Here is a 22,109-nt window from a genome sequence, read left to right on the forward strand (position 1 = left end):
AAGGAACGCACCGTGTGAGGGAACATGACCTATTGTTATTTGTTCGAAGCCAAGTCTATCCAAACTTACCTGTTTAGCTCTGGCCGTTTGGTCGATATTATTGCCGCCAGTGAGCGCTTGGATAAATTAATCGACTCCAGCGAAACCAGCTTGTTAGGCCAAGTTCTTAATACGCTCGGGCTAACCCACGACATCGATGACGCCGATCAGGGACAGTGCGACATTCATTTTTTACGCTGTAAGGGCGGTGCTTTCTACGCCTATAGCCATAAACAAGAAACCATTAATCAACTGCGGTCGCTGTGGACATTAACCTTACAGCAAGCATTCCCATCGTTATTATTCGCTGATGCGTTAGCTAATGGTGATACGCTCAGACAAGCGTTGGATAAAGGGTTTAAAGCACTAAATAGCAGCAAGAATAACCCGACACCTAGAGCCCACGTTGCCACGGCACCGCTCGAACGTCACCCGCGTACCGGTCAGGCGGCGATGACTCCATCAGCATTAGCGCAACGAGCCAGCAAAAACGAACGTATTGGCTCGCGCACGGCAACAGATATCGACACAGATTTGCACCGCCAGGCGGATTATGCGCTGGCCATTCGTCAATCCTCGGATTTACAACAACGTTTTACCCCCGACGATGCCGGCGATGTGCAGTACTTATATGACCTTGAACATGATTTTGAAGGCAACGATATCGCTCTAATCCACGTTGACGGTAATGGTCTGGGGCAGTTATTACAAAGCCTGCGACAACTCCTTAACGATAGCAGCGAAGAGGAGTATCGAAAAGTCTTTCGCGCGTTTTCTGAAGCCATCAACAGTGCCACAATTGTTGCCGCCAAACACGCAACACAAGCACTTATTAACGCATCAGCGGCGGATATTATTCCTATTCGTCCGATCGTTCTGGGCGGTGATGATTTAACGTTGTTATGTGATGCAGCCCACGCCATGCGTTATACCGAGAACTTTATTTTGATGTTCGAAGCAGAAACCGAACAACGGTTAAAAGCGGTGTTTGCGCAATTGCAACAATCCGATAAACAAAAACTCCAACAATTACCACAGCGATTAACGGCCAGCGGAGGCATTGCGTACCACAAAGCATCACACCCATACGTACAAACATCCGCCCTGGTTGAAAGCTTAACAGCGGCAGCAAAAAATGTAGATCGAACTCAATCTCATATCAGCTTTTGCCGGGTATCGAACACGCTAGCGGATGATTATCAAAACTATATTGATCGAGCACAGCGCTTTACCTTGGCTGATGGTCAACGTATGACGGTTGCACAGCCTGCCTATCGGGTACAACCTGACCAATCGCAAAGCATCACGGCATTAAGGGCACTCACTAGAGCATCCAGTAAAACCAACGCCCCTGTCAGTATGAACCGTTGGCGAAAAATGCTGGCAGAGCTAGCTAAGGGCAATCGTTACGAAGCACAACGCATCTACGAGCGAGGATTTGAGCTGAGCAAAACATCAGCAACAGAATTTGAGCCGTTGATACAGCAAGTTATTAATGTAAACAGCTCATCAACCTTTAAACATTGGTTTAGTGATGACGGCGCAGGCAATTATTACAGCCCGATCGCCGACTTATTAACGTTGGCGCATTTTGAACCACAGCAAGGGAGTGCCAATGATGTGGACGCTTAAGATTGATATGTTAGGCGATTGGCATATCGGTGCCGGTCGCGAGGGCGGTGCCTATGCGGATGCCTTGGTGATTAAAGACAGTAACGGATTACCGTATCTGCCGGGGCGATCGTTGCGCGGTGTCTTAAAACAAGCCTTCAGAGAAGCAGCGGAGAGTGGCTGGCTTGGTGATAGCCCTTCTGATTGTCTGGACTTGTTGTTTGGTTGCGAGGGTACTGATGGCTCAACAGCCCAAGGGCTATTACGCATTAACAATGCAGAGTTAACAGACGGCGAAAAACAAGCGATTGTGCAGCAACCGTCGCTACGACAGTTTTTATTTTCGACTCGTGCTTCTACGGCGATTGACAGTGACACCGGTACGGCAAAAAACAGTTCGTTACGCACCCTGGAGGTTGCAGTACCCATGCAGCTATCGGCCGCCGTTGATTTGAATACACAACATGCAAAATTTAAGGAACTGTCGTTTAATCGAACCGAATTAACGCAGTTGCTAGATGCCTGCACGGGCTTAATCAGTGAGTTAGGCGGTCATCGACAGCGAGGCTTAGGACGCTGCAAAATGAGTGTAGAAGGAGCCGTAGCATGAAATTTTTAGTAACGTTGAAAAATCACGACCCGTTGGTGCTTAATGAGTCTAGCGCCACCAGTGGCCACCGTGGCTGTTTAGATTATATTCCCGGTAGTGCTATGCTCGGTGCTATTGCTTCCTCGCACTATGCTGAAGCCGAACAACAAGGCATCGCATGGGATATTTTTCATAGTGGTTGTGTTAGCTTCGGTAACGCGTACTTAGTAAAAAATAATCAACGCTGTTTACCCGCACCGCTCAGCTTTCACTTCCCCAAAGATGAGCGGAGTCATGACAGCCAGAATTGGGTTAACTTTACCCAAACAGAGAGCATTCGTTCTGGAGTACAATATCAGCAGTTACGCAGTGCCTATATAGACAGTCAGGGTACGATTCATCGACCGCGCAAAAACATTACCGTCAAAACAGCAGTCGACTCTGCCACCGGCACAGCCGCTGAAAGTCAATTATTCCAATATGAATTTCTCGAGCCCAGACAGACATTTGCTGCCGTTATCAGCATTGATGAAACAGCAACCGAGGCGACTTCAGCGTTTGTAAAGCAGTCAGTAACTGCATTAAAAGGGCAACAGATACGGCTTGGTAAGTCACGTAATAGTGAATTTGGTCGTGTCGACATTACTGATGTACAACCCTATAAAAATGATAACAACCCGATAAAAGATACATTGGTTTTATGGTGTTTAAGTGATGCCGAAGTAGTGGATGCTAACGGCGTTACGACATTAGCACCAAGTGCGAATGATCTGGGTTTGGCTATCAATGCACAGCTGGATAAAACACGAAGTTTTGTGCGCGAGCTGACCTTAAGTCGGTTTAATCAAGTCCGACAAGGCTTTGATTCTGAGCAGCGCCTGATCAGCAAAGGCTCAGTGCTGGTTTATCAACTCAGTTCACCGCTTACAGAAGCTGAATGCCTTCAATTGAGCGATGGTATTGGCCGTAATCGTGCCGCTGGCTTTGGCCGCGTTATGATTAATCCGGCCTGGGCGCAAAAAGCGGATCTAACCAGTCCTTTCTTCACTCCTATAACCGTAAATCAGGCTGCTGAAAAGCCATTACAAACGCCAGCTACGCCATTAATAAAATGGTTAAGCGCACAGGCAACAGTCAAGCAACAAGTTCAATCCGCTCATGATGCGGCGCAAACAGCAGAATATAAAATTGCTGAGTGCTATCAGCAGGCACGAAATTACAACCGCATCAGTCCGGCGCATCAGGCGGGACCGTCAGCCACACAGTGGCGGCGTATTCAGGAGTTATTCAGGCAAGGTGCAAGCAATTGGTTAGCACAATGTTTTGAAGGTGATCATGCTATCTGCAAAGCACAAAACGATCCGATTGGCTGGGGCATAAAGTGGCAGGCTGACGCAACGGGCTTTATTAGCATGAGCGAAGCCGTAAAAAGTGTTGTCGCGCCATTGTCGAGCGAGGCATTGGGACTATTGTTAGAACGCATAACACGGCATGATTTATCGACCGTTAAAGGGTTAGCCCACTATCGCACCGACAGGGAGTCCGTGTAATGAGCCAAGTAACAGTAGCGCGTTTAGTCATTGAATGTAGTAGCCCGATGGCGGTGAGCACCGGTGGTCGTGATACCGGCTTTGATACGCAATTAGTGAGAGACGTTAACGGTTTGCCATTAATACCGGCGACCTCGGTGGCGGGTGTTTGGCGACATCTGGCAGAGCGTCATTTTGATAATAATACCGTTGAGCATTGGTTCGGCAGTCAATCACAGCGCTCAGCATTAACGGTAAGCGATGCGGTTTGTCATGACAGTAACAATCAACCGATGCTCGGGCTGGCGGAGCCGCAACACATTCAGACGGATAGCGTACTGCGTTTGTTAGCGCAATCCCAACCCTTGTACCGGGAACGAGTGCGTATTAACGATCGCGGCAGTGCCGCTGAGAACGCAAAATTTGACCAAGTGATGTTGCCGGCAGGTACTCGCTTTAGTTTGTATGTTAAAGCGCCGATTGCAGCTGAAGAACAAGATGAATGGCAACGCCTGTTGAGTTTATGGCAAGACCGCAAAATGGCTTTTGGTAGTGCGACACGCAATGGCCTCGGGAGGATAAAGGTGGTTGCTTGTGAAGTCAGTGACTTTGACCTCACTCAAGGCCCGGCCCAAGCCTTGGCAGTTCGTGACTGTCTTAACGGACCAGCGCCAACTCAATGTGAATTACCTGAACTTGAACAATCCAGTGTTAAAACGCTGGTTGATCTCGAATTAAAAGCCGATGATGTTTGGCGTTGTGGTCGTGGCACCGCATTATTAACGGATCAACCCTATGAACATAGCATTGCCGCGGTAACATATAGCGAACCTCGGCTGCAGTGGCAGCAAAACCAAGCAATAATAAAAGAAAAGCAGCCGGTGTTGTGTGGTAGTAGCGTAAAAGGCATTTTAGCGCACCGTATGTTGTATCACCTTAACCGTTTAAATGGGGTGTTTGCCGATCAACTCAGCCCCGACGAACTCTTGATAAAAGCCCAGCGTCACGGCGAACTGGCTAATTTACTCGGCTTTAGTGACAACGATACGGCGCAAGCAGGTCATTTATACGTCGAAGACACCATCATTAACGGTGAACAGTTGCAGGTGCGTCATCATAATCATGTAGATCGCTTTACCGGCGGTGTTCGAAACAGTGCTTTATTCGCAGAAGAATTGCTTTATCAGCCTAGCTTTAGGCTAACCGTAAACATTGATAAAAATTACCCACTTTCTGAGACGTTACAACAAGCCGTAAACGAGACGGTTTACGATTTAAAACAAGGACTACTCGCTATTGCCGGTGGCACCAGTCGAGGCGGTGGGCTAACTACGGTTATTGCGGAGCATTCAGGGCAGGGAGCGCAGGCATGATAATGGATCAATACGCACAACTTCAGCAACAGTCACAACAGCACACGCAAACCATAGGCTGCATTCTGCCCCGGTTGCGTCCGGCTAAGCTGAGTATCAAAAAAACGGAGTATCGTCTGAGTGAGCTTCACGAAGCGTTAACGCAGCAGCAAGAGTCAATTGATTTTGGTTGGCTTCAAACGCCTTCCAAAACACTAGCCTTTGCCGCAAAACTACCTGACTTAGACAAAACGACAGCGATATTAGAGGCTGAATTGGCCGAAGAAGCTCGCTCACATCATATTCGTCATCTGCACGGTGACCGTTTTTTGTGGGTGACCTACGAAGAGTCACAGGTAGCGGCTGACGCGCAAGCGGTGACGATGGTTTGTCGCGATAGTAGTTTTATGGTTAGAGCCAACCTTGTGAGCGATAACCGCAAACTTGCCTGTTACCGGCATTGGTGGCAACTTACCGAAGATCACCAATGGCAGCCGGTGGCGCAGGTTTTTAAAGGATTTACTGAAGTACCCGAATCCAGGGAGGAAGCATAATGAGTGAAGTTCATGCACCGTATCATTTTGTGCCACTGTCTAAGTGGGTCCACATGCCGGATTGGGCCGATCAGGTTAGCCATGACGTGCCGTTTTCCGATGGATTGTCGGGCAGTATTGAGCTAAAGCTACAAACACACTCGCCGCTGTGTGTGGGTGGAGACCAAACTCGGGTAGAAGGGCAGCCGACCAAGGTTCATTTTCAAAAGGAGCCCGCGGGTGAGCCGGTTATCCCGGGTTCCAGTATCAAAGGTTTATTGCGCAGTGTGTTAGAAGTTGCTGGTTTTGGTAAGTTTAAAGCGCTGGATGACCAACGATTGAGCCACCGAAACATTGCTAATTCGGGAACCGATTATGCTAATGAAATCAGTAACTCGCGTATCCAGGCTGGCTGGGTGAAGTTCGATAACCAAGCTAAAAGCTGGATTTTTACCCCATGTCGGTTTGTAAAAATAAAACATAAAGCCATCAACGACCATTTTAAAACCCGGATAAAAAATGAATCGTCAGCCGTCGACAAATACAAGCAGCTTGATCTGACTAAGCAGTGCACAGCGACGATGTCAGAGCCTACTGGAAAACAGAATAATCGTTGGGCAGAGTCTTTAGGTAAAGGGGACAAAAACGGTCATATTGTATTTACTAATACGCGTATAAAAGGCAAAGGTAAGCCAGAAGATTACGAGTTTAGTTACTTCTTCTACGATAACGACGCCGAAGCGCCAGTGCGCGATATCAGCTCGCTAGTTGAGCAGTTGTTTACGAACCACGATGAAAAGCAAGTAGACCACCTCAAAAATAATCCACACCCGGATTTGGGCATTCCGGTATTCGCTTTATTCGATAAGCAATCCAATACCCTTAAACATCTCGGCTTTGCAAAAATGCCGCGTATTGCTTATAAAAATTCGTTCGTTGACCTAATTAAGAACAATGCTCACACCCACGAAACGGTTTTTGATCTAGCGGAATTGATATTCGGTACGTTGCGTGACCAGGAGTTATCGTTAAAAGGTCGGGTAGGCTTTACGGACTTAAAACCCAGTTTGCCGGCAAAAAGCAAACTTTACTGGTCTAACCCGTTGATTTTAAATGGCCCCAAACCGTCGTTTTACCCAGCGTACCTAGAACAACGAGGCGGTAAATTACAAACCTATAACGACGATGGTGCCCAGCTTGCCGGGTGGAAGCGCTATATTGCCAAACAGCCCGAACAAGCCGTGTTAGCATCACCGGCGGATAATAGCTTAAAGGTTAATATGGCCAGTCAGTTAGAGTTAGTACCACAACAAACCCAATTTGAAGGCCGTTTGGTGTTTCACAACCTGCGCCCGGTAGAACTTGGGGCATTGCTTTGGTGCATACAACTGGGCGTCGAGGCGAACACTCAGCATGTCCATGGGTTGGGCAACGGTAAGCCTTTTGGGGCGGGACTGGTGAGCTTTACACCGGTATTAAATCTGCGCGATGGTGAGCACTCAATTAATGAGCTGACCAACGCCTTTGTTGACTATATGAACCAAGCGTATCCGGACAACCCCGAAAACGCTTGGATTGATAGCCCTCAAATAAAATACCTGATGTTGCTAACCGATTATCAAGCCAATGCGGATGTTGATACCGCTTATATGTCGCTCGACGGCAAGGAGTTTCAGCAGGCACAATCAAAAGATCAAAGCTTACCGCCATTGCATGGTCAGGCGCGCAAAGAGCCCTTGTTAAAAACCGAGCCGTCAGTGGCTTTTGGTCGAGGCCGTTTAGCCAAACTGGTGGATGCCGCAAAGGACGATCGCTGGGTGCAGTCGCAGCAGCAAGTAGCCCAGCAACTGCAAGAGCAAGCAGCGCTGGCCCGTTTGCCAGAGTGCCAGCAAATTCTGCAAAAGCTTACTGAAGAACTCGAACCCATGGCTCCGGAAAACCGTGCCGAGCCAATGCGCAACGCCGTGCAACAATTTATTGAACACAGTACCGAGTATCAGAAGGAATCGGCTGAAGCGTTACGTAAGCTTTTGCGCGCTTATGAGTTTCATAAAAAGCCGAAAAAGCGGAAAGACGAGCATAAAGACCTGCTTGAGCAATTAGCGCAAGCTTATCAATTACAGCCGTTATGATGCCATCGGATGCGCTACTAACGGCGGCGGATCAACTTGAGTTACTCAAACTGCAAGTTACGGTTAAGTTTACACGCTCAACAAGGTTGCCGCCGTTCAAAGGCTCGCTTTTGCATGGTTGGTTAGGCCAAGCCATACAACAGTATAGCGGCGACTTATATTACCTACTCTTTGAGCAGCATGATGGCTCACACCCAAAACCTTACAGTATAACGGTGGGTGCGGAACAAAAGACGCAATGGCAGACAGGCGAGTTGTACGAGTTTGGTCTTACGTTATTTGGTGAAGCCGTGCAAGTGGCTGATTCAGTTATTGATGCGTTGAATCAGTATCCTTCTAAGGCAGTAAACGGCGAAGCAGACTTTGCCTTGTGCTCGGTAAGTTCGCTATTGCCTAATGGCCGAATGCTGCATGGCACTCACCCATATTCACTGGCGGAGGGATTAAGGGATAGTTTAGCGATGCCGGCAGAGGCTATCACGCTTAGTTTTTTAACCCCAGCGCGATATAAACTCAGGGGAAACATATGCCGCACCATCCCTGATATTCAATTTATTGCCCAACAAGGCGCTCGCCGTTTGGTTGACCTGGCAACCTATTGGGCGATGGACGAACCTAAGTTATTGGCGCTAATAACAAAACAGATACCACGGGGTTTTGTTAATCGCGTGGTCGATAACAGTTACTACGAAGATTGGCTCAGGTTTTCGCATAAATCCCGTCGCTTATTGCCCTTTGGGGGAATTAAAGGGCAAATAGCTTATGAGGGCGATCTGGCACCGTTGTTACCTTATTTATTAGTGGGGGAACAACTTCAGACGGGCGGCAAAACCACCTTTGGCCTGGGTCAAATTAGGGTGATTGGCGGGTAATATTTCTAAGTTGTTACCTCTGTCTACTGAATGCAGAAAATGAAGTGCTTTGGTAACCACAAAATGATATGATGTGTGTTATAGGCTCTTTAAAATTCTGGTTAAATTTCAGTCAACTTTTGGGGTGAAAATGACCCTGGCAATTGAGGCTTTTAACTCACTGAAAGGTAAGATAAAATTTTTGCGCTAGAGTCTGAACAAAGCCCCGAAAGATGAGGGGATTAAGACATTACCAACAGCCATTGATGCAACGTGAGCTGCGTCTGAACAAAGCCCCGAAAGATGAGGGGATTAAGACTACACATTCAGACTCAGCCACGTATTGAGTTAAGGTCTGAACAAAGCCCCGAAAGATGAGGGGATTAAGACATTTAGAATCAGTCTCGTAGTGAGAGTTAGCTTTGTCTGAACAAAGCCCCGAAAGATGAGGGGATTAAGACTAACTCAGCGTGAGGGTGTCCTTTGGACTGAGGTGGTCTGAACAAAGCCCCGAAAGATGAGGGGATTAAGACTTTTATTTATCACGTACGGGCTCCTTAGTGAATTGTCTGAACAAAGCCCCGAAAGATGAGGGGATTAAGACCGATGCTCGTTACCTTGCGCATCAATAACAACTGTCTGAACAAAGCCCCGAAAGATGAGGGGATTAAGACTAGTATTTCTCCGTTGAGTAATTGATAGCATTAGTCTGAACAAAGCCCCGAAAGATGAGGGGATTAAGACTTACGTTAGACATAGTGTTTTTCCTTTTTGTATTTGTCTGAACAAAGCCCCGAAAGATGAGGGGATTAAGACACATCACAGTGTTGTACCCTTCCTCAGCTTTCTGTCTGAACAAAGCCCCGAAAGATGAGGGGATTAAGACTGTATTTTTAAGCGCACCCTTAGGCGTGAAATCGTCTGAATAAAGCCCCGAAAGATGAGGGGATTAAAACATATGGGAAGTTATGTATGCCTTGATTGTATTGTCTGAACAAAGCCCCGAAAGATGAGGGGATTAAGACAGCAAACAATACCTTAGCTGAGTTCTCAATAGCCGTCTGAACAAAGCCCCGAAAGATGAGGGGATTAAGACGCAACCGCTCATTTTCCTCATGCAGTGCTATGATGTCTGAACAAAGCCCCGAATGATGAGGGGATTAAGACTCGTAATTTATTTTGTAAGGTCTGAGAGCTAGGTCTGAACAAATCCCTAGCCTTGGCGCAGGGAGAACTTGCGTCACGACACAAGTTTGTGGGTGACGGCAATTGGTGCGAGTCTTGTTATTCTGACGTAATAGTTAGTAATGAGGTTTGGTATGTCAGCAACTAACGTTAATACAAAGTCAGATAATGATTCCGGCTACCTGATGGGGCTGGGGTTAATTGAATTTATTGGTAATACGGTGGCGCAAGCTTTTGCGTATCAAACGCGGTTGGATGAGCTTGACCTGGAGCGCAAGCGCATAGCGGAGGAAGCCGCATTGCGTCATAAGATGGTGGAGTCATCGCTTGCCGCTGAGCTGGCTGAAATTGATCATGCGCTTACCATCGTGCGGGAAAAACTGGCGCTTGCTGCGTCTAATTTTGACCAGTCGCACCTTGAGCGCGAGCAAATAATCGGTTTAATGCAACAGCTTACCGATATGTTGAATGATGCGCAGCTATCCAGCGCCGAAAAACAGCTAGCTGTGCAGCAGCTGGAAATTTACAGTACAGTAATCATCGAGCTGACAAAACAAAATAGCTTAAGCTTACAAAAGCTATTAACCCTGCCGCGGTTACAGCGCCCCAAGACGGATTCCCGTTCATTTTTACAGAGTGACTTCATCGACCATGCGTGAATTAAGCGCAGCCATTGTTATTGGCGCAGGCTTACTGGGACTGTATGCCCTGTGCAGCTACAGTGACGACAAAAAAGTGGAATGGCAGCGTAAAAGTCAGGCCGCTAAAGACGATATCACTCGTCATAATCAAACCATCAATGCCGCTATAGGTAAAGCCCGCAACATCGGCCATGCTTGGCAGTTAAAATCCGAACATACCACTTCGGTAAAGCTAGCAGATCAAACCTATGATTTATTACAACAAGCACGAGATAACCTTGCGGCTATCGGCAGAGCCTTAGTTGCATTACGCGAAGAACGCGACCGTCTGCAACAGCTAAACTGTATTGACCAACTGAATCGGGTGAGGCAAGCCCGTAAAGCGCTGTTTGCCGATAAAGACGAACTGGTCGAACAGCGTAACCAGCTTAAGGTAAAACTGGACGAGCTAAATTTAAACTCCCGCCGTTTAAAGCAGGCAATGGCGCCTTACGCTGATTTCCTTCAATAAATTATACAAAGTGTATTTGTTTGGCTTTAAGCCACGAACCGTACTGACCACCTTGTGACGACTTCTCGCCGCGCACCAGCGGCTCCCCCTCTTTGTCACGAACAATAGCTGGCATGACAATATCCACTAATGACTTGGGTAACGCCTTTTGCAGGTGGGTATATAAGTTTGCTTTGCGAGTATCAAACGAGCTTGCCGATAATCCGCCTTCGCGTTCAAGCGATTTGCGAGTGCGCTCGTTGATCATCTCGTTATCTTGCAGTTGATCCAAAAATTGCTTCTCGTCTTGTGGGTGATAAGTGATACCCGCAAGGTTGGCCAGCTCTATATAAAAATACTTAGACACCAACGCTTTACTTAATTCTGAGGTGGGCCGTTCAATAGCATCGTCATAATCACTCTCGCGGGGGCGATAACACATTGCAAAGAAAGCAAATTCGAGTTTACGCCGGCTAAAATCAATCACGGTATCGTTAACCCGAATACGCGGCGCATAGCGATCGTAGCAAAGTTCTAGTTGAATGCTTTGTGGCTCCTGTGCCAGTTTAATGGCACGAATAACCTCGTTGTAACTAAGCGTTGAAAAGTCTTGTAATAATGCGTCATTAAGCAAAGCGCGCTGACTGATAAATGGAATTTCGGCCAACATGACCTGTGCGGCACTTGCATCAAGTAACGAGCCATCACGACCGATAATCTTTTTCTGCTCGGGAGTAGGGTAATAAAAATCACTCACCGACTCGTAATCTGCCGACACCAAGACATGGCTCAGCCGATCCTGAGGGCGTGCAAATAACGACATGGCATAACCTAAGAAAAAGGTCATGGTTTTACGGCCACCGGCAATCGAGGCGTGGATCATACGATTAGAATCGCTAGTGAGTTTAGCCACGGTAGCGGTAATAAAATCAGCCAAAGCTTCTTGATCTTCTAAGGTGCGGGCATCGTCAACTGGCGTGCCGTCAGCAGCAGGAACCACCAAAATATCGTCGCTACTAAAGGCAGGCACTGGTAAGTTGTAATCATGACAAAGCTTCTGCAGTTGCTGGTCGACCAATAAGCCTAATCGCGCTTGTTCTTTGCCTTTTTTGGTGGTGATAACCTTAATTTGGGTTGGCCACTCTAAACCTCCTTCGTGTATCGCAAATAAGGTTTCGGTGACCACTTGAGGTGAAAGGCCGGTTATGGCAAGTAAAGTAATGTCCTTATACGACACAGAACAGCTCCTTGTAGCTTTTATAAATCCATGCTGGCTTGAGCCAACGGCATTGGTGCATCATTATCGGCACCCTGCATAAGCGCTGTAAATACTTTTTCTAACGTTTTAATACCGATACCCGGTGTTTTAGCCAACTGATTAACCTGATAAATCCGACCACTTGCAATCGTAGCATCAAGTGTATTCAAACGTGACTGAGTGACACCGGTTAACGCTGCCAGCTCAACAATAGAATGGCGGTTAAATAGGGTGCAAAGATGATCAAAGAGGTCATCTTGCGCTTTCGAGTCATAATGATAAATTTCGATATCAACAACTTGGCTGATTGGCATCAGCATGTCGCACATTAACTGTTCCACTTTAAGAACATCGAGACCCCCTTTATCAGCACCAAGTAATGGGAATGCAATGCTGGTAATACCTTTTGCTTGATAGGTATCAACAAACTTTTGTAGCCCCTGCTTTAAATAGTTGTAATTAGAAGGGTGCTTCCAATTACGCTTGGTCGGAAAGTTGAGCACCCAGCACGATGACTGGCGGTATAACCATAACAGGCCAATATCCAGCAACTTACGCTCACACAATTCAACATAGCGAGCATACATTTCGGGGAACCGCAGTTTATACTCCAACGCGATGCCAGCCCCCATCACGCCCTGGCAATTAACCGGGTTAACCAGAGTTTGGCATTGACTGGTAAAAATGTTGCCTTTTAGTACTTTAATAGTCATTTAACCTACCTTAGCAAAATCGCGGAAAAAAGCATGCGGATTGATCATCGCGGGTAACGCAGTTAATTGCTGGCACTGCGCAAGCATGGCATTGGTGGCTACCTCTAAACCGACAAAAGCGTAGGTTGGAATGTGCTTTTTAACCAATAGTTCAGCCGCCACTTTGCGGCTTCCGTCCGGTATATTGTTCCAATAATAGCTAGACATAGCATTAGTATCGAGCAAGTCAGCCTCTATACCGGGCAAATACTTTGTCCCGCTACAGGCCGCATTGCCGTCTGTGGTGTTACAAACAGAGGGATCAAGCTTAGTGGTATCGATTTTAATCCATACCAGTTGATCAGTTAAATGACGACGGCAATACATCATTGGGTTACGTTGACGCCAGAAGGTAGGCACAAAGTGATGCAACGGCGCGCCATCGATTGAAAGGCGTGCACGAATATTTTGCACATTTTGGTCAGAAACATCCTGATAACCGTTACTGAGAGTAACCATCTCATGATGAGACCGAAGGCCATGTGCCAATATTGACGGTAGATTTTTAATGTGAGTAAGGTGCCAGACGTAACGAAACATAAAATCCCCTCTGTGTAAAAAAGCTCACATCCTTGTGAGGCGCTGCGGCCGATAAGTGAAAACAGCCATGCGTGTCCAACAGGGGGAGATAATAGGATGGGGAGATTCACTGCCGGGCTTTGACAAACTTATGTGGCAGACAAACTTGTTAAAACTGTTTTTAACTCTGACAGCGGTTATCTCAGGCGCAGAGGGTTGGGAAGAAATTGAGGATTTTGGCCGTCTTCGGCTCGAATGGCTGAAAAAGTACAGTGATTTCAGTCACGGCATACCGGTACATGCACTATTGCCGGACTTGTTTGTCGTATCGACCCGCAAGCATTCCATCAGCGGTTTATTCGGTGGATGCAGGCGACTGAAGAACTCACCGATAAAGAAGTCGTTGCCGTTGATGGTAAAACGCTGCGCCGCTCGTACCAGCGCCATGAGCTGCCAAAAGCAAATCGTGAAGACGATAGTCAAGAAGAAAGCCGACTACTGCATTGCAGTGAAAAAGAGCCAAAAGTCGCCATATCAAGCGCTACAGGATGCTTTTGAACTCAGTAACAGCAACGAACCTGGACATATTGAGCAACATCATGGTCGTGTTGAATATCGTGCCTATGGTGTCTTGTCCGCGCTTGAACTGCCGGCAAGCCTACGTTCAGTCTGGTCATCGCTCGCAACCATTCCCAGCGGCAAACTGAAGTAAATGGCTGGAAATAATCCGCCAATACCTTTGAGGCTTACAACATTAAAAAGTATTTTCGAGCTAGCTAGCTAGCCAGGCAGGTATTGGTCTTTTTTTACTAAAGCGTCCAAAAAGTCACCCCAATCACACAAAATCTCAAGCTTCTCGTTCCAGTAGTCGTATTTATTGTAGTGCTTGTTGGAAACGTCATTCAGAGCATGGTTATGCAGCCGGTTGCGTGTCTCCATGGTGCCGATGCGGTGCTTCGTCATTAGCGTCTTGCAGGTGCGGCGCAGATCACGGGGCACAAAGGGTTCCATGTCTTTTCGTTGACAGTAGCGATGAAGAACCTGAGCTAGACTGCTTGTTGGCATTGGCTTGCTGGGGTCTAAGCGGTTGCAAACAAGGAATGGACTTTGCGACGTAAACAGTCGTGACTCCTCAACTAGCGCGATAAGTTGCGGACTCATTGGTATGACATGCTCTTTTTTGTTTTTGGTGATTTTCTCTGACATTGTCCATGACTGTGACTCTACATCGATCCATTCAAATCGTGTGTTGATGACTTCGAATGGGCGTTGTCCTCCACTATACAAGGAAAGTAGGATTGCGAATTTGGTGAGCGGGCTGAAGCCTTTTGACTGGACATCGGTTAATAATGTTGCCAGTTCGCTCTCACTCAGCACTCGGTTACCAGCTTTCTCGACGTTCTGACGTGGGACAGTCGTCACTGGATTCTGCGTTAGTTTAAAACGCATCGGCTTATGAAGATTCGCAGGGTCGTTGTCATGCTTAATGGCTAGCGAGTAGGCAGCGTGCAGATAAGAGCGCAACCGGTTAGAACCCGTGGCGGCGCCGCGCTGAATCATTTTAGCAATAATTTCGGTCACTTGAAGAGAGGTCACTTCATTAGCCGGCATTGACTTGTCAATGTGGGTGTAAACATCTCGCTCTATTGTCGCCAAGACTTCACGGTACGTGCGCTTACCGTCACGTTTCATCTTTTCAACGTAATAGTTGACCATATCCTCAACTGACCCGCTTACTTTACTCGCCTCAGCTGAAGCATTAGAGGGAATCGGATCTTCACCAATAGAAACCTTTTGTGAGTATGCTTGTGCTTTTGCGCGTGCATCAGCCAGCGAAATCACGTCAGATGGGCCAAGCTTTATGCGCCGCCGAGACCCATTAATGGCGTATTGATAGTAGAATGTTTTGGTTCCATTCGGGTAAACGCAAACGCCAAGCGAGCCGACCTTTCGGCGCCCCGTGCCTTCCCATTTAAAATATTTTATCTTCTTTGGTTTTAGAGACTGAATTTGTTTGACGGTAAACACTTTTGCAATCACTCCTGCACATATTGACTACTGCAACCCGGTCATTTTCACTGCCCAACTTAGAATCGCCAAAAAATAGAAGCGGTAAAAACCTGTGCTCTAAATGTAGGTGAGCTAATTTGAAAACTGCGTTTTGGGACACACACCTTAGGGGTGACACTAGGGGTTACTTTACGATTAACTCTCGATGAAGTGAGATGAAACACGTTGAAGGTAGTGATTTTTAAATGACATTAAAAATCAGACAGTTATAATATTTCTGAAGTAATTTGCAGCAGGCTAAAACAGCATTGAGTTCGACTCATAATCGGTTGGTCCGCAGTTCAAATCTGCGAGGGGCCACCATATTTAAAGGCTTTCAGTGTTAACTACCACTAACCAAAATTGGTTGGTGCTACCTCTGTGCTACTTTTTAGAATAGCTCATGCAACTCTGCTTTTTACAACGTTAGCAATATTGTGCTGTGACAGCTATCCATTTGTTTGGGTTGATAAGGCTTGGTGTGTCGATGATCTCGACCTAAAAATAATTTATGTCGAAAAAACAAGAAAATATCGACACGTTAGATTGATATGTCGATTGGAACGACATAAACTGAAACCATAATTCATTTATGTCGATTTAGACTGGAAATTTAAACATGACTTGGCAAGCAGAGCAGCCGTATAACCAATTACCGACATTACCACCCAACCTAGATGTCATAGAAACTAGGGCTGTGCTGAAGGCCTGTATTTCTGCACGTGCTGCTGTAGCGGAGTTAAAAAAGGCGGGAGAGCTCATTCCCAATCAAAGCATGTTAATCAACTTGCTGCCTTTGCTGGAAGCAAAGGATAGTTCAGAAATTGAAAATATTGTTACCACGACCGATAAGCTTTTTCAGTATGCGCAAGGGGGTAAAGGTGCTGATCATGCAACCAAGGAAGCATTACGTTACCGAACTGCGCTATACCAAGGCTTTATACAACTTGAGAAAAAGCCGCTATGCACGGCGACGGCTATTGAGGTATGCAGTACTTTAAAGCACTCCGAAATGGATATTCGCAAAGTACCGGGGACTTTTATAGGAAACCAAACGACAGGCGAAACTATCTATACGCCGCCAAACGGTGAAGATGTGATTCGCGACTTGTTAACCAACTGGGAGCGATTCCTTCATAATGACGACGATCTGGATCCACTTATAAAGATGGCGATTAGCCATTATCAATTTGAAGCTATACACCCTTTCTATGACGGGAATGGCAGAACAGGTCGTATTTTAAACGTTTTATACCTTATTGAATCGGGTCTTCTAACACTGCCTATTTTGTATTTGAGTCGCTTCATCGTTCATAATAAGCAAGACTATTATCGCCTCTTGAATCAAGTCACTAAAGATCAGAACTGGGAAGAGTGGTTGTTATTTATGCTAAAAGGTGTCGAGCAAACCGCAACATGGACCTGTGAAAAAATCACAGCGATTAGAACGCTCATGGAAAGTACAACCGATTATGTAAAGGCTCAGCTACCAAAAATATATAGCTACGAGCTTGTTCAGCTTATTTTTGAACAGCCTTATTGCCGTATTAGCAATCTGGTTGAGCGTGATATTGCAAAACGCCAGACGGCTTCAACCTATTTAAAGCAGTTAGCAGATATTGGCGTGCTACAAGAGGTTGATTCAGGAAAGGAAAAATTATTTGTGCATCCGCGGTTGATGACGTTAATGACAAAAGACAGTAATCGTATTAAACCTTTTTGAAGCAAACTAATCTCAAGCGGTAGTTACAACGGAAGTTGAGATCAAAATCGTCAAAACCGCCAATGCAGGACTTATAATCGGTATAACTTGCTATCAAACTAGTTATTGATAAAGTGTTAGTTGGACAGGGTTTAAAGAGCAAAAACGTTAATTATGAAGACGTTATCTATTCAGAACTATACGGGTGGCTCGTTGTTGAATGCGCGCCAACTGAATCTATCGATGAGTTTGATGTTAGGGGCAGACTCACGTCCAAAGCAGTTAAATCGACAGCAAGTCATGCAACTGCTCAATGTGATTGAATCTTTGGCGATGTCGTCGGAGGTGTGGTTTGATGGCTCAATTCAAGATGAAGACAAGGCCATTTTAAAAAATCACAACAATTTGTATCACTCGCTTCTGCGTGAAACTTCGTTAGTTGTTACTGACCAATGGCTCAATTGCTGTCAGGAAGCTGTTGCTCAATCCTCGTTATTGATTAAGGAGTGGCTTGAAAGTCCGTCCAAATGGGTGCAACAAAAGGCAGTTGATAAAAATGATGCGGAGCTCTTTAAGCAATGTTTGCTTGAGGGGTTAGCTCTTAACTTTACTGAACGTAAGCGTCTGGCAAAGGAAACGTTAGAACGAAACGCCTTTCGAGGGTCGAAGTGTGTAGCCGGCTTGTTGGTTAGTATCGCTGATGTCGCCGCCATTGACCAACCGAGCGTTGATGACTTTAATAAGGCATTTTCTCAAGCCGCATCCCAAGTAGAGGGTGAGGGAAAGTTGGTCTCTGGTTTGATCGATCGCTTTCGCGTTAATTTTGTTAATGAATTGGCGGCGCAGCATCGCGCGGTTTACGTGGCAGCCCCTGCAATCGAAGATCTTAAGTCGCAACAGAGCGCTCTTTTGTGGCGCTATTTGGGGCGTCAGTTACAACAGAATTCTACGATTAATCAACTACAGACCATCTCTCAAACAGAGTCAGAGGCGTTACAAAGTTTTCCTTATGCTTACGCCTTGCTAATGCAGAAGAAGGTCACTACACCTACTCAGCTATTGGATTTACTCTTTAAAGTAAGAGATGAAACGGTGATTCGAGCGCAGGCACGCGACCACAATAGCGGTAAGCGATTTGTACATGAATGGAGTGCTGAGGAGTTCGAAGATATTCACAGTAGCTTGTTTGGAGATACGTTTTCAGCAATCAACGCTCGGCAAGGTTCATGGCGTGATAACTTACTTGATATGGGGCGCTCTTGCTTACCGGCAATGCTTTCGATTGGCTCTGCTGGTCTCGGTATTGTAATTCCTGAAAATGTATTAGAAGGAACCGTTGCCGTCAGTATGGCTTCGGTAGGTGTGGCTTTAGAAAACAGTAGGGCTTGGAATGGTTCGGGTGCTTCATCGGATCAATCAATAAAGCTCTATAAGGATAATTACATGCGCTGGAACAAGTTGCTCGATAAGGCTTCTAAACATCGCGTCGATGGGATGTCTCTTCAGGGAAGAATAGAAGCCATATTTGGCGTGCCTGTTGTGAGCTAATGGCTGGGCGTCTAATTGACGCCCAGCGCACCTCCTCGACCTAGCCCGCCAGTTACACGCTGACTTTTATAGTTTTTTAGTGATTTGACCATATTGTTATATGAGTCCATAAATGCGGCTGAAATGACTTTGCCTTCGGGTGTGTCAGTGTAGCCACCAACACCGGCAAAGAGTCCACTGAATAGTCCACCAAAGGCACTGATGTCCCAATTCTTCGCATTACCTGTCGCTGCGGAGACTTGTACACCAGAACGGTTATCGACTAACAACAGGGTGGTTGCTGCTTCATTACTTGATAGCCCGCCTGCAACAATACCTGCCCAACCTCCGAGTAAGCCTCCTACGTTTTGTGTACCACTTTCAGAAAACTGAATCGAAGGGCTGACTGTGTAGTCGGCTGCTACCAGTTGACCTTTGCCAAAGTTACTTTGCTCTCGCAACTCACCGCTTTCCATGAGTGTTCGTTCGGTTTCTAGTGCCTGCATTGCTTTACCTCGCTCAACAATGACGAAGCAGTTTGACTGCTGAATCATGACACGTATGAGCGGCACGGTTGTGCCCAATTGGGGGTACATGCGGCGATAGTCATACCACCAGTTTTCGTTAGTATCCTCGTAGATGGAGAGTGTTCCCAAAGGCGCTTCACAGCGTTCTAACGCTTTGTTTTCGCCCTGACTTTGCGCTCCACCGGCAGCTCCCGTGATGGTGTTTCCAGAACTACCGCCTAGACTGGGGCTGGTACTGACACAAGCGCTTAAGGAGACGGTACAAAAACATGTAATAAAAAATTGATTTAATGGATTCTTCATGACTTCGCGACTGTTGTGAAAATTGACAGGTTAATTTTGTACATGGTGACGAAAGGCGCAAACGATAATGAATGACGTAAGTGTCAGAGATGACTGTATTAGGCGTTTGGAAGTAAGAGCGAGCAGGGCTTAGTTAGACTAAGCCCGAAAACATTTAGTTTTAAAGGTTCACCAGAATTCAACACTTCAACGAGAGGCAGGGGCAGCTATCAAAAGCTACAAACTGAGTGAGGTTAACGTATTGCAGCAACACGCGCTCGAGCGGCATGCAATTTTTTATAACTTTCAATCAAACGCAAGTGACGATCGAGCCCTGTTAAATTCATGTCGGTGGGCGTCAGACCGTGAAAACGCACGTTTCTATCGACGGAACCTTCGACTGCATCCATGGTTTTATCGCCGAACATTCGGCGGAAGTTATAAATAAAGTCGCTACGCTTGAGTTCTTCGTCGAGTTCGACCTCAAGAAGGGCTTCCACGGCGCGATAGAATAAGACGCGTTCAACGGTGTTGTCGTTGTATTGTAGGAACATTTCCACATGCTCTAGCGCGAGCGCATGTTCGCCTAACGCAAGGTAGATAAGCAATTTAAGCTCTAGGATCGTGAGCTGACCCCACACAGTATTTTCATCAAACTCAATACCGATCAGCGTGATGATGTCCATGTAATTATCAAGCTGGCTTTCTTCTAAACGCTCGACTAAATCCGCGAGGGCATCGTTACCGAGACGGTGAAGGTTTAGAATATCTTCGCGGAATTGCAGTGCCACGTTGGTGTTATCCCAGATCAAATCTTCTACGGGATACACTTCTGAATAACCTGGCACGAGAATACGACATGCCGGTGCGCCCAGTTCGTCATAAACGGCGACATAGGCTTCTTTGCCTAAATCAGAAAGGATCCCAAACAAGGTGTTCACTTCCTCATGATTTGAACCGGAAAAGTCCCAATCGACGAATTCATATTCCGAACGTGCGCTGAAGAAACGCCACGACACCACACCTGATGAGTCGATAAAGTGTTCAACGAAGTTGTTAGGTTCGGTGACAGCCATTTGATTAAAAGTCGGCGCAGGTAAGTCGTTTAATCCTTCAAAGCTACGACCTTGTAAAAGCTCGGTGAGACTGCGCTCAAGGGCAATTTCTAAGCTGGGGTGCGCGCCAAATGAGGCAAACACACCACCGGTGCGAGGGTTCATCAGAGTGACACAGGCTACAGGAAATTGACCGCCTAACGAGGCGTCTTTTATTAATACGGGATAGCCTTGCTCTTCTAGCCCCTTGATGCCTTCAACAAGTTTGGGAAAGCGCTCAAGAACGGTGTCCGGTACGTCAGGCAATGCAATTTCATTTTCGATAATTTCGCGTTTGACGGCACGTTCGAATATTTCCGATAGGCATTGAACAACCGCTTCGTCGAGCGTATTACCGGCGCTCATGCCGTTACTTAAGTACAGGTTTTCGATTAAGTTAGAAGGGAAGTACACCGTCTCACCATCCGAATGGCGCTTAAACGGGAGCGCACAGATACCGCGCTCGATATTACCGGAGTTGGTGTCGATTAAATTGGAGCCAGCTAACTCGTTTTCAGGGTCATAAATAGCACGTGTATAGTCGTCTAAAATGCCGCTAGGTAGGCTGTCGTCTCCGGTGAGCTCAAACCAACGTTCGTTGGGATAGTGGACAAACTCGCTTTGCGCAATCTCTTGACCAAAGTACTGGTCGTTATAAAAGAAATTACAGTTGAGGCGTTCAATGAACTCACCTAATGCAGAGCATAAGGCGGCTTCTTTTGTCGCGCCTTTGCCGTTGGTAAAGCACATCGGCGATGCGGCATCACGCACATGCAGAGACCACACGTTTGGCACGATATTGCGCCAAGAAGCGATCTCGATTTTCATGCCCAAGTCAGCCAGTATTTGAGTCATGTTGGCGATGGTTTGCTCTAGAGGCAAATCTTTGCCTTTAATAAAGGTCGTATGATCGCCGTCTGGCGCCCCCATCAAGAGAGCTTGAGCGCTATCGTCGAGGTTGTCGACGGCCTCAATCTGAAAATCAGGTTCAGTTTGCACCACACGTTTGACAGTACAACGCTCGACGGCTCTGAGAATACCTTGGCGGTCTTTGTCCGAAATATCCTCTGGGAGTTCGACCTGAATTTTAAAGATCTGGTTATAGCGGTCTTCGGGATCGACGATATTGTTTTGCGATAAACGAATATTCTCCGTCGGAATATCGCGCGCATTGCAGTACAAGCGAATGAAGTATGCCGCGCACAAGGCTGATGATGCGAGAAAATAGTCGAATGGGCTAGGCGCAGAGCCGTCACCTTTATAACGAATAGGCTGATCGGCAATAACGGTGAAATCGTCAAACTTAGCTTCGAGTTTGAGATTGTCTAAAAAATTAACTTTGATTTCCATAGCGCTTCGACCTGATTGCTAAAACAAAGCGCGCATTATCTCGTCTTTTGATGCCTGCGTCATGGGTAAAATCACGAAAATTAAGATATTTCTTAAT

Annotated in this window: 17 protein-coding genes, 1 pseudogene and 1 CRISPR repeat array; of the genes and pseudogenes, 12 read left to right on the forward strand and 6 right to left on the reverse strand. The window is 46.5% G+C overall.

The window, feature by feature from the left end; all coding sequences use genetic code 11:
• The first annotated feature begins 24 nt into the window (after positions 1-24).
• The 9 genes from AWU56_RS01770 to AWU56_RS01810 all read left to right on the forward strand — a co-directional run bounded on the left by AWU56_RS01770 (position 25) and on the right by AWU56_RS01810 (position 10,973).
• Positions 25-1,671 carry a Cas10/Cmr2 second palm domain-containing protein gene (locus AWU56_RS01770; protein ID WP_286681610.1) on the forward strand — a complete coding sequence of 549 codons (1,647 nt, stop codon included), beginning with the start codon at positions 25-27 and terminating at the stop codon, positions 1,669-1,671.
• Complete coding sequence (locus tag AWU56_RS01775) at positions 1,655-2,260, forward strand: RAMP superfamily CRISPR-associated protein (RefSeq protein ID WP_286681611.1); 606 nt, start codon at positions 1,655-1,657, stop codon at positions 2,258-2,260. Before AWU56_RS01770 ends, AWU56_RS01775 begins: the two co-directional genes overlap by 17 nt.
• The gene (locus AWU56_RS01780; protein WP_286681612.1) at positions 2,257-3,789 is read left to right on the forward strand and encodes an RAMP superfamily CRISPR-associated protein; all 1,533 of its coding nucleotides are present in this window, start codon (positions 2,257-2,259) and stop codon (positions 3,787-3,789) included. Before AWU56_RS01775 ends, AWU56_RS01780 begins: the two co-directional genes overlap by 4 nt.
• Positions 3,789-5,141: an RAMP superfamily CRISPR-associated protein gene (locus tag AWU56_RS01785; protein ID WP_286681613.1), complete on the forward strand. Its 1,353-nt coding sequence runs from the start codon at positions 3,789-3,791 to the stop codon at positions 5,139-5,141. Before AWU56_RS01780 ends, AWU56_RS01785 begins: the two co-directional genes overlap by 1 nt.
• Entirely contained in the window at positions 5,138-5,674 is a 537-nt protein-coding gene (locus AWU56_RS01790; protein WP_286681614.1) for a hypothetical protein, read from the forward strand. The genes AWU56_RS01785 and AWU56_RS01790 overlap by 4 nt, the downstream gene beginning before the upstream one ends.
• The gene (locus tag AWU56_RS01795) at positions 5,674-7,785 is read left to right on the forward strand and encodes a TIGR03986 family type III CRISPR-associated RAMP protein (RefSeq protein WP_286681615.1); all 2,112 of its coding nucleotides are present in this window, start codon (positions 5,674-5,676) and stop codon (positions 7,783-7,785) included. Before AWU56_RS01790 ends, AWU56_RS01795 begins: the two co-directional genes overlap by 1 nt.
• Positions 7,782-8,657 (forward strand): CRISPR system precrRNA processing endoribonuclease RAMP protein Cas6, encoded by an 876-nt coding sequence (gene cas6 / locus AWU56_RS01800; protein WP_286681616.1) that lies wholly within the window; start codon positions 7,782-7,784, stop codon positions 8,655-8,657. The genes AWU56_RS01795 and cas6 overlap by 4 nt, the downstream gene beginning before the upstream one ends.
• Before the next feature lie 191 nt (positions 8,658-8,848).
• A CRISPR array of direct repeats spans positions 8,849-9,803; the repeat unit is 37 nt; unit sequence GTCTGAACAAAGCCCCGAAAGATGAGGGGATTAAGAC.
• Positions 9,804-9,955: 152 nt separating this feature from the next.
• The gene (locus tag AWU56_RS01805; RefSeq protein ID WP_286681617.1) at positions 9,956-10,480 is read left to right on the forward strand and encodes a hypothetical protein; all 525 of its coding nucleotides are present in this window, start codon (positions 9,956-9,958) and stop codon (positions 10,478-10,480) included.
• The gene (locus AWU56_RS01810; protein WP_286681618.1) at positions 10,473-10,973 is read left to right on the forward strand and encodes a hypothetical protein; all 501 of its coding nucleotides are present in this window, start codon (positions 10,473-10,475) and stop codon (positions 10,971-10,973) included. The genes AWU56_RS01805 and AWU56_RS01810 overlap by 8 nt, the downstream gene beginning before the upstream one ends.
• Before the next feature lies 1 nt (position 10,974).
• Here AWU56_RS01810 and csm6 read toward each other — a convergent pair whose 3' ends face one another.
• From csm6 to AWU56_RS01825, 3 genes are read right to left on the reverse strand one after another with little or no spacing between them, the layout of a single operon-like run.
• The gene (csm6, locus tag AWU56_RS01815) at positions 10,975-12,189 is read right to left on the reverse strand and encodes a CRISPR-associated ring nuclease Csm6 (protein WP_286681619.1); all 1,215 of its coding nucleotides are present in this window, start codon (positions 12,187-12,189) and stop codon (positions 10,975-10,977) included.
• A 20-nt stretch (positions 12,190-12,209) separates the two neighbouring features.
• Positions 12,210-12,923 carry a macro domain-containing protein gene (locus AWU56_RS01820; RefSeq protein ID WP_286681620.1) on the reverse strand — a complete coding sequence of 238 codons (714 nt, stop codon included), beginning with the start codon at positions 12,921-12,923 and terminating at the stop codon, positions 12,210-12,212.
• On the reverse strand, positions 12,924-13,502 hold the full coding sequence (locus tag AWU56_RS01825; RefSeq protein WP_286681621.1) for a DUF4433 domain-containing protein: 579 nt from the start codon (positions 13,500-13,502) through the stop codon (positions 12,924-12,926).
• 154 nt (positions 13,503-13,656) lie between these two features.
• On the opposite strand from AWU56_RS01825, the pseudogene AWU56_RS12985 reads away from it, so the two are divergent.
• A pseudogene (locus AWU56_RS12985) lies at positions 13,657-13,910 on the forward strand (ISAs1 family transposase); the annotation flags it as partial.
• A gap of 351 nt (positions 13,911-14,261) precedes the next feature.
• Here the strand turns inward: AWU56_RS12985 and AWU56_RS01835 are convergent.
• Positions 14,262-15,509, reverse strand: coding sequence for a tyrosine-type recombinase/integrase (locus AWU56_RS01835; protein WP_286681623.1), 1,248 nt, complete (start codon positions 15,507-15,509; stop codon positions 14,262-14,264).
• A 640-nt stretch (positions 15,510-16,149) separates the two neighbouring features.
• Here AWU56_RS01835 and fic point away from each other — a divergent pair.
• Both fic and AWU56_RS01845 read left to right on the forward strand, forming a co-directional pair.
• Positions 16,150-17,253 (forward strand): protein adenylyltransferase Fic, encoded by a 1,104-nt coding sequence (fic, locus tag AWU56_RS01840; protein WP_272977592.1) that lies wholly within the window; start codon positions 16,150-16,152, stop codon positions 17,251-17,253.
• A gap of 153 nt (positions 17,254-17,406) precedes the next feature.
• Positions 17,407-18,780, forward strand: coding sequence for a hypothetical protein (locus tag AWU56_RS01845; protein WP_286681624.1), 1,374 nt, complete (start codon positions 17,407-17,409; stop codon positions 18,778-18,780).
• A gap of 11 nt (positions 18,781-18,791) precedes the next feature.
• On the opposite strand, the gene AWU56_RS01850 is transcribed toward AWU56_RS01845, so the two are convergent.
• Together AWU56_RS01850 and AWU56_RS01855 are read right to left on the reverse strand one after the other, a co-directional pair.
• Positions 18,792-19,589, reverse strand: a complete 798-nt coding sequence (locus AWU56_RS01850; protein WP_286681625.1) for a CsgG/HfaB family protein — start codon at positions 19,587-19,589, stop codon at positions 18,792-18,794.
• 233 nt (positions 19,590-19,822) lie between these two features.
• Positions 19,823-22,012 (reverse strand): OsmC domain/YcaO domain-containing protein, encoded by a 2,190-nt coding sequence (locus tag AWU56_RS01855; protein ID WP_286681626.1) that lies wholly within the window; start codon positions 22,010-22,012, stop codon positions 19,823-19,825.
• Positions 22,013-22,109 lie beyond the last annotated feature (97 nt).

The sequence above is a fragment of the Idiomarina sp. T82-3 genome, from assembly GCF_001577655.1.
In the GTDB taxonomy this organism is placed as follows: domain Bacteria; phylum Pseudomonadota; class Gammaproteobacteria; order Enterobacterales; family Alteromonadaceae; genus Idiomarina; species Idiomarina baltica.

Excerpts from the sequence above, each read along its gene's own strand:
- AWU56_RS01805 (WP_286681617.1), top strand. The coding sequence starts at position 9,956 with ATGTCAGCAACTAACGTTAATACAAAGTCAGATAATGATTCCGGCTAC.
- AWU56_RS01845 (WP_286681624.1), top strand. The coding sequence starts at position 17,407 with ATGAAGACGTTATCTATTCAGAACTATACGGGTGGCTCGTTGTTGAAT.
- AWU56_RS01770 (WP_286681610.1), top strand. The coding sequence starts at position 25 with ATGACCTATTGTTATTTGTTCGAAGCCAAGTCTATCCAAACTTACCTG.
- AWU56_RS01820 (WP_286681620.1), bottom strand. The coding sequence starts at position 12,923 with ATGACTATTAAAGTACTAAAAGGCAACATTTTTACCAGTCAATGCCAA.
- AWU56_RS01850 (WP_286681625.1), bottom strand. The coding sequence starts at position 19,589 with ATGAAGAATCCATTAAATCAATTTTTTATTACATGTTTTTGTACCGTC.
- AWU56_RS01825 (WP_286681621.1), bottom strand. The coding sequence starts at position 13,502 with ATGTTTCGTTACGTCTGGCACCTTACTCACATTAAAAATCTACCGTCA.
- AWU56_RS01790 (WP_286681614.1), top strand. The coding sequence starts at position 5,138 with ATGATAATGGATCAATACGCACAACTTCAGCAACAGTCACAACAGCAC.
- cas6 (WP_286681616.1), top strand. The coding sequence starts at position 7,782 with ATGATGCCATCGGATGCGCTACTAACGGCGGCGGATCAACTTGAGTTA.
- fic (WP_272977592.1), top strand. The coding sequence starts at position 16,150 with ATGACTTGGCAAGCAGAGCAGCCGTATAACCAATTACCGACATTACCA.
- AWU56_RS01810 (WP_286681618.1), top strand. The coding sequence starts at position 10,473 with ATGCGTGAATTAAGCGCAGCCATTGTTATTGGCGCAGGCTTACTGGGA.
- AWU56_RS01780 (WP_286681612.1), top strand. The coding sequence starts at position 2,257 with ATGAAATTTTTAGTAACGTTGAAAAATCACGACCCGTTGGTGCTTAAT.
- AWU56_RS01775 (WP_286681611.1), top strand. The coding sequence starts at position 1,655 with ATGATGTGGACGCTTAAGATTGATATGTTAGGCGATTGGCATATCGGT.
- AWU56_RS01795 (WP_286681615.1), top strand. The coding sequence starts at position 5,674 with ATGAGTGAAGTTCATGCACCGTATCATTTTGTGCCACTGTCTAAGTGG.
- AWU56_RS01855 (WP_286681626.1), bottom strand. The coding sequence starts at position 22,012 with ATGGAAATCAAAGTTAATTTTTTAGACAATCTCAAACTCGAAGCTAAG.
- AWU56_RS01785 (WP_286681613.1), top strand. The coding sequence starts at position 3,789 with ATGAGCCAAGTAACAGTAGCGCGTTTAGTCATTGAATGTAGTAGCCCG.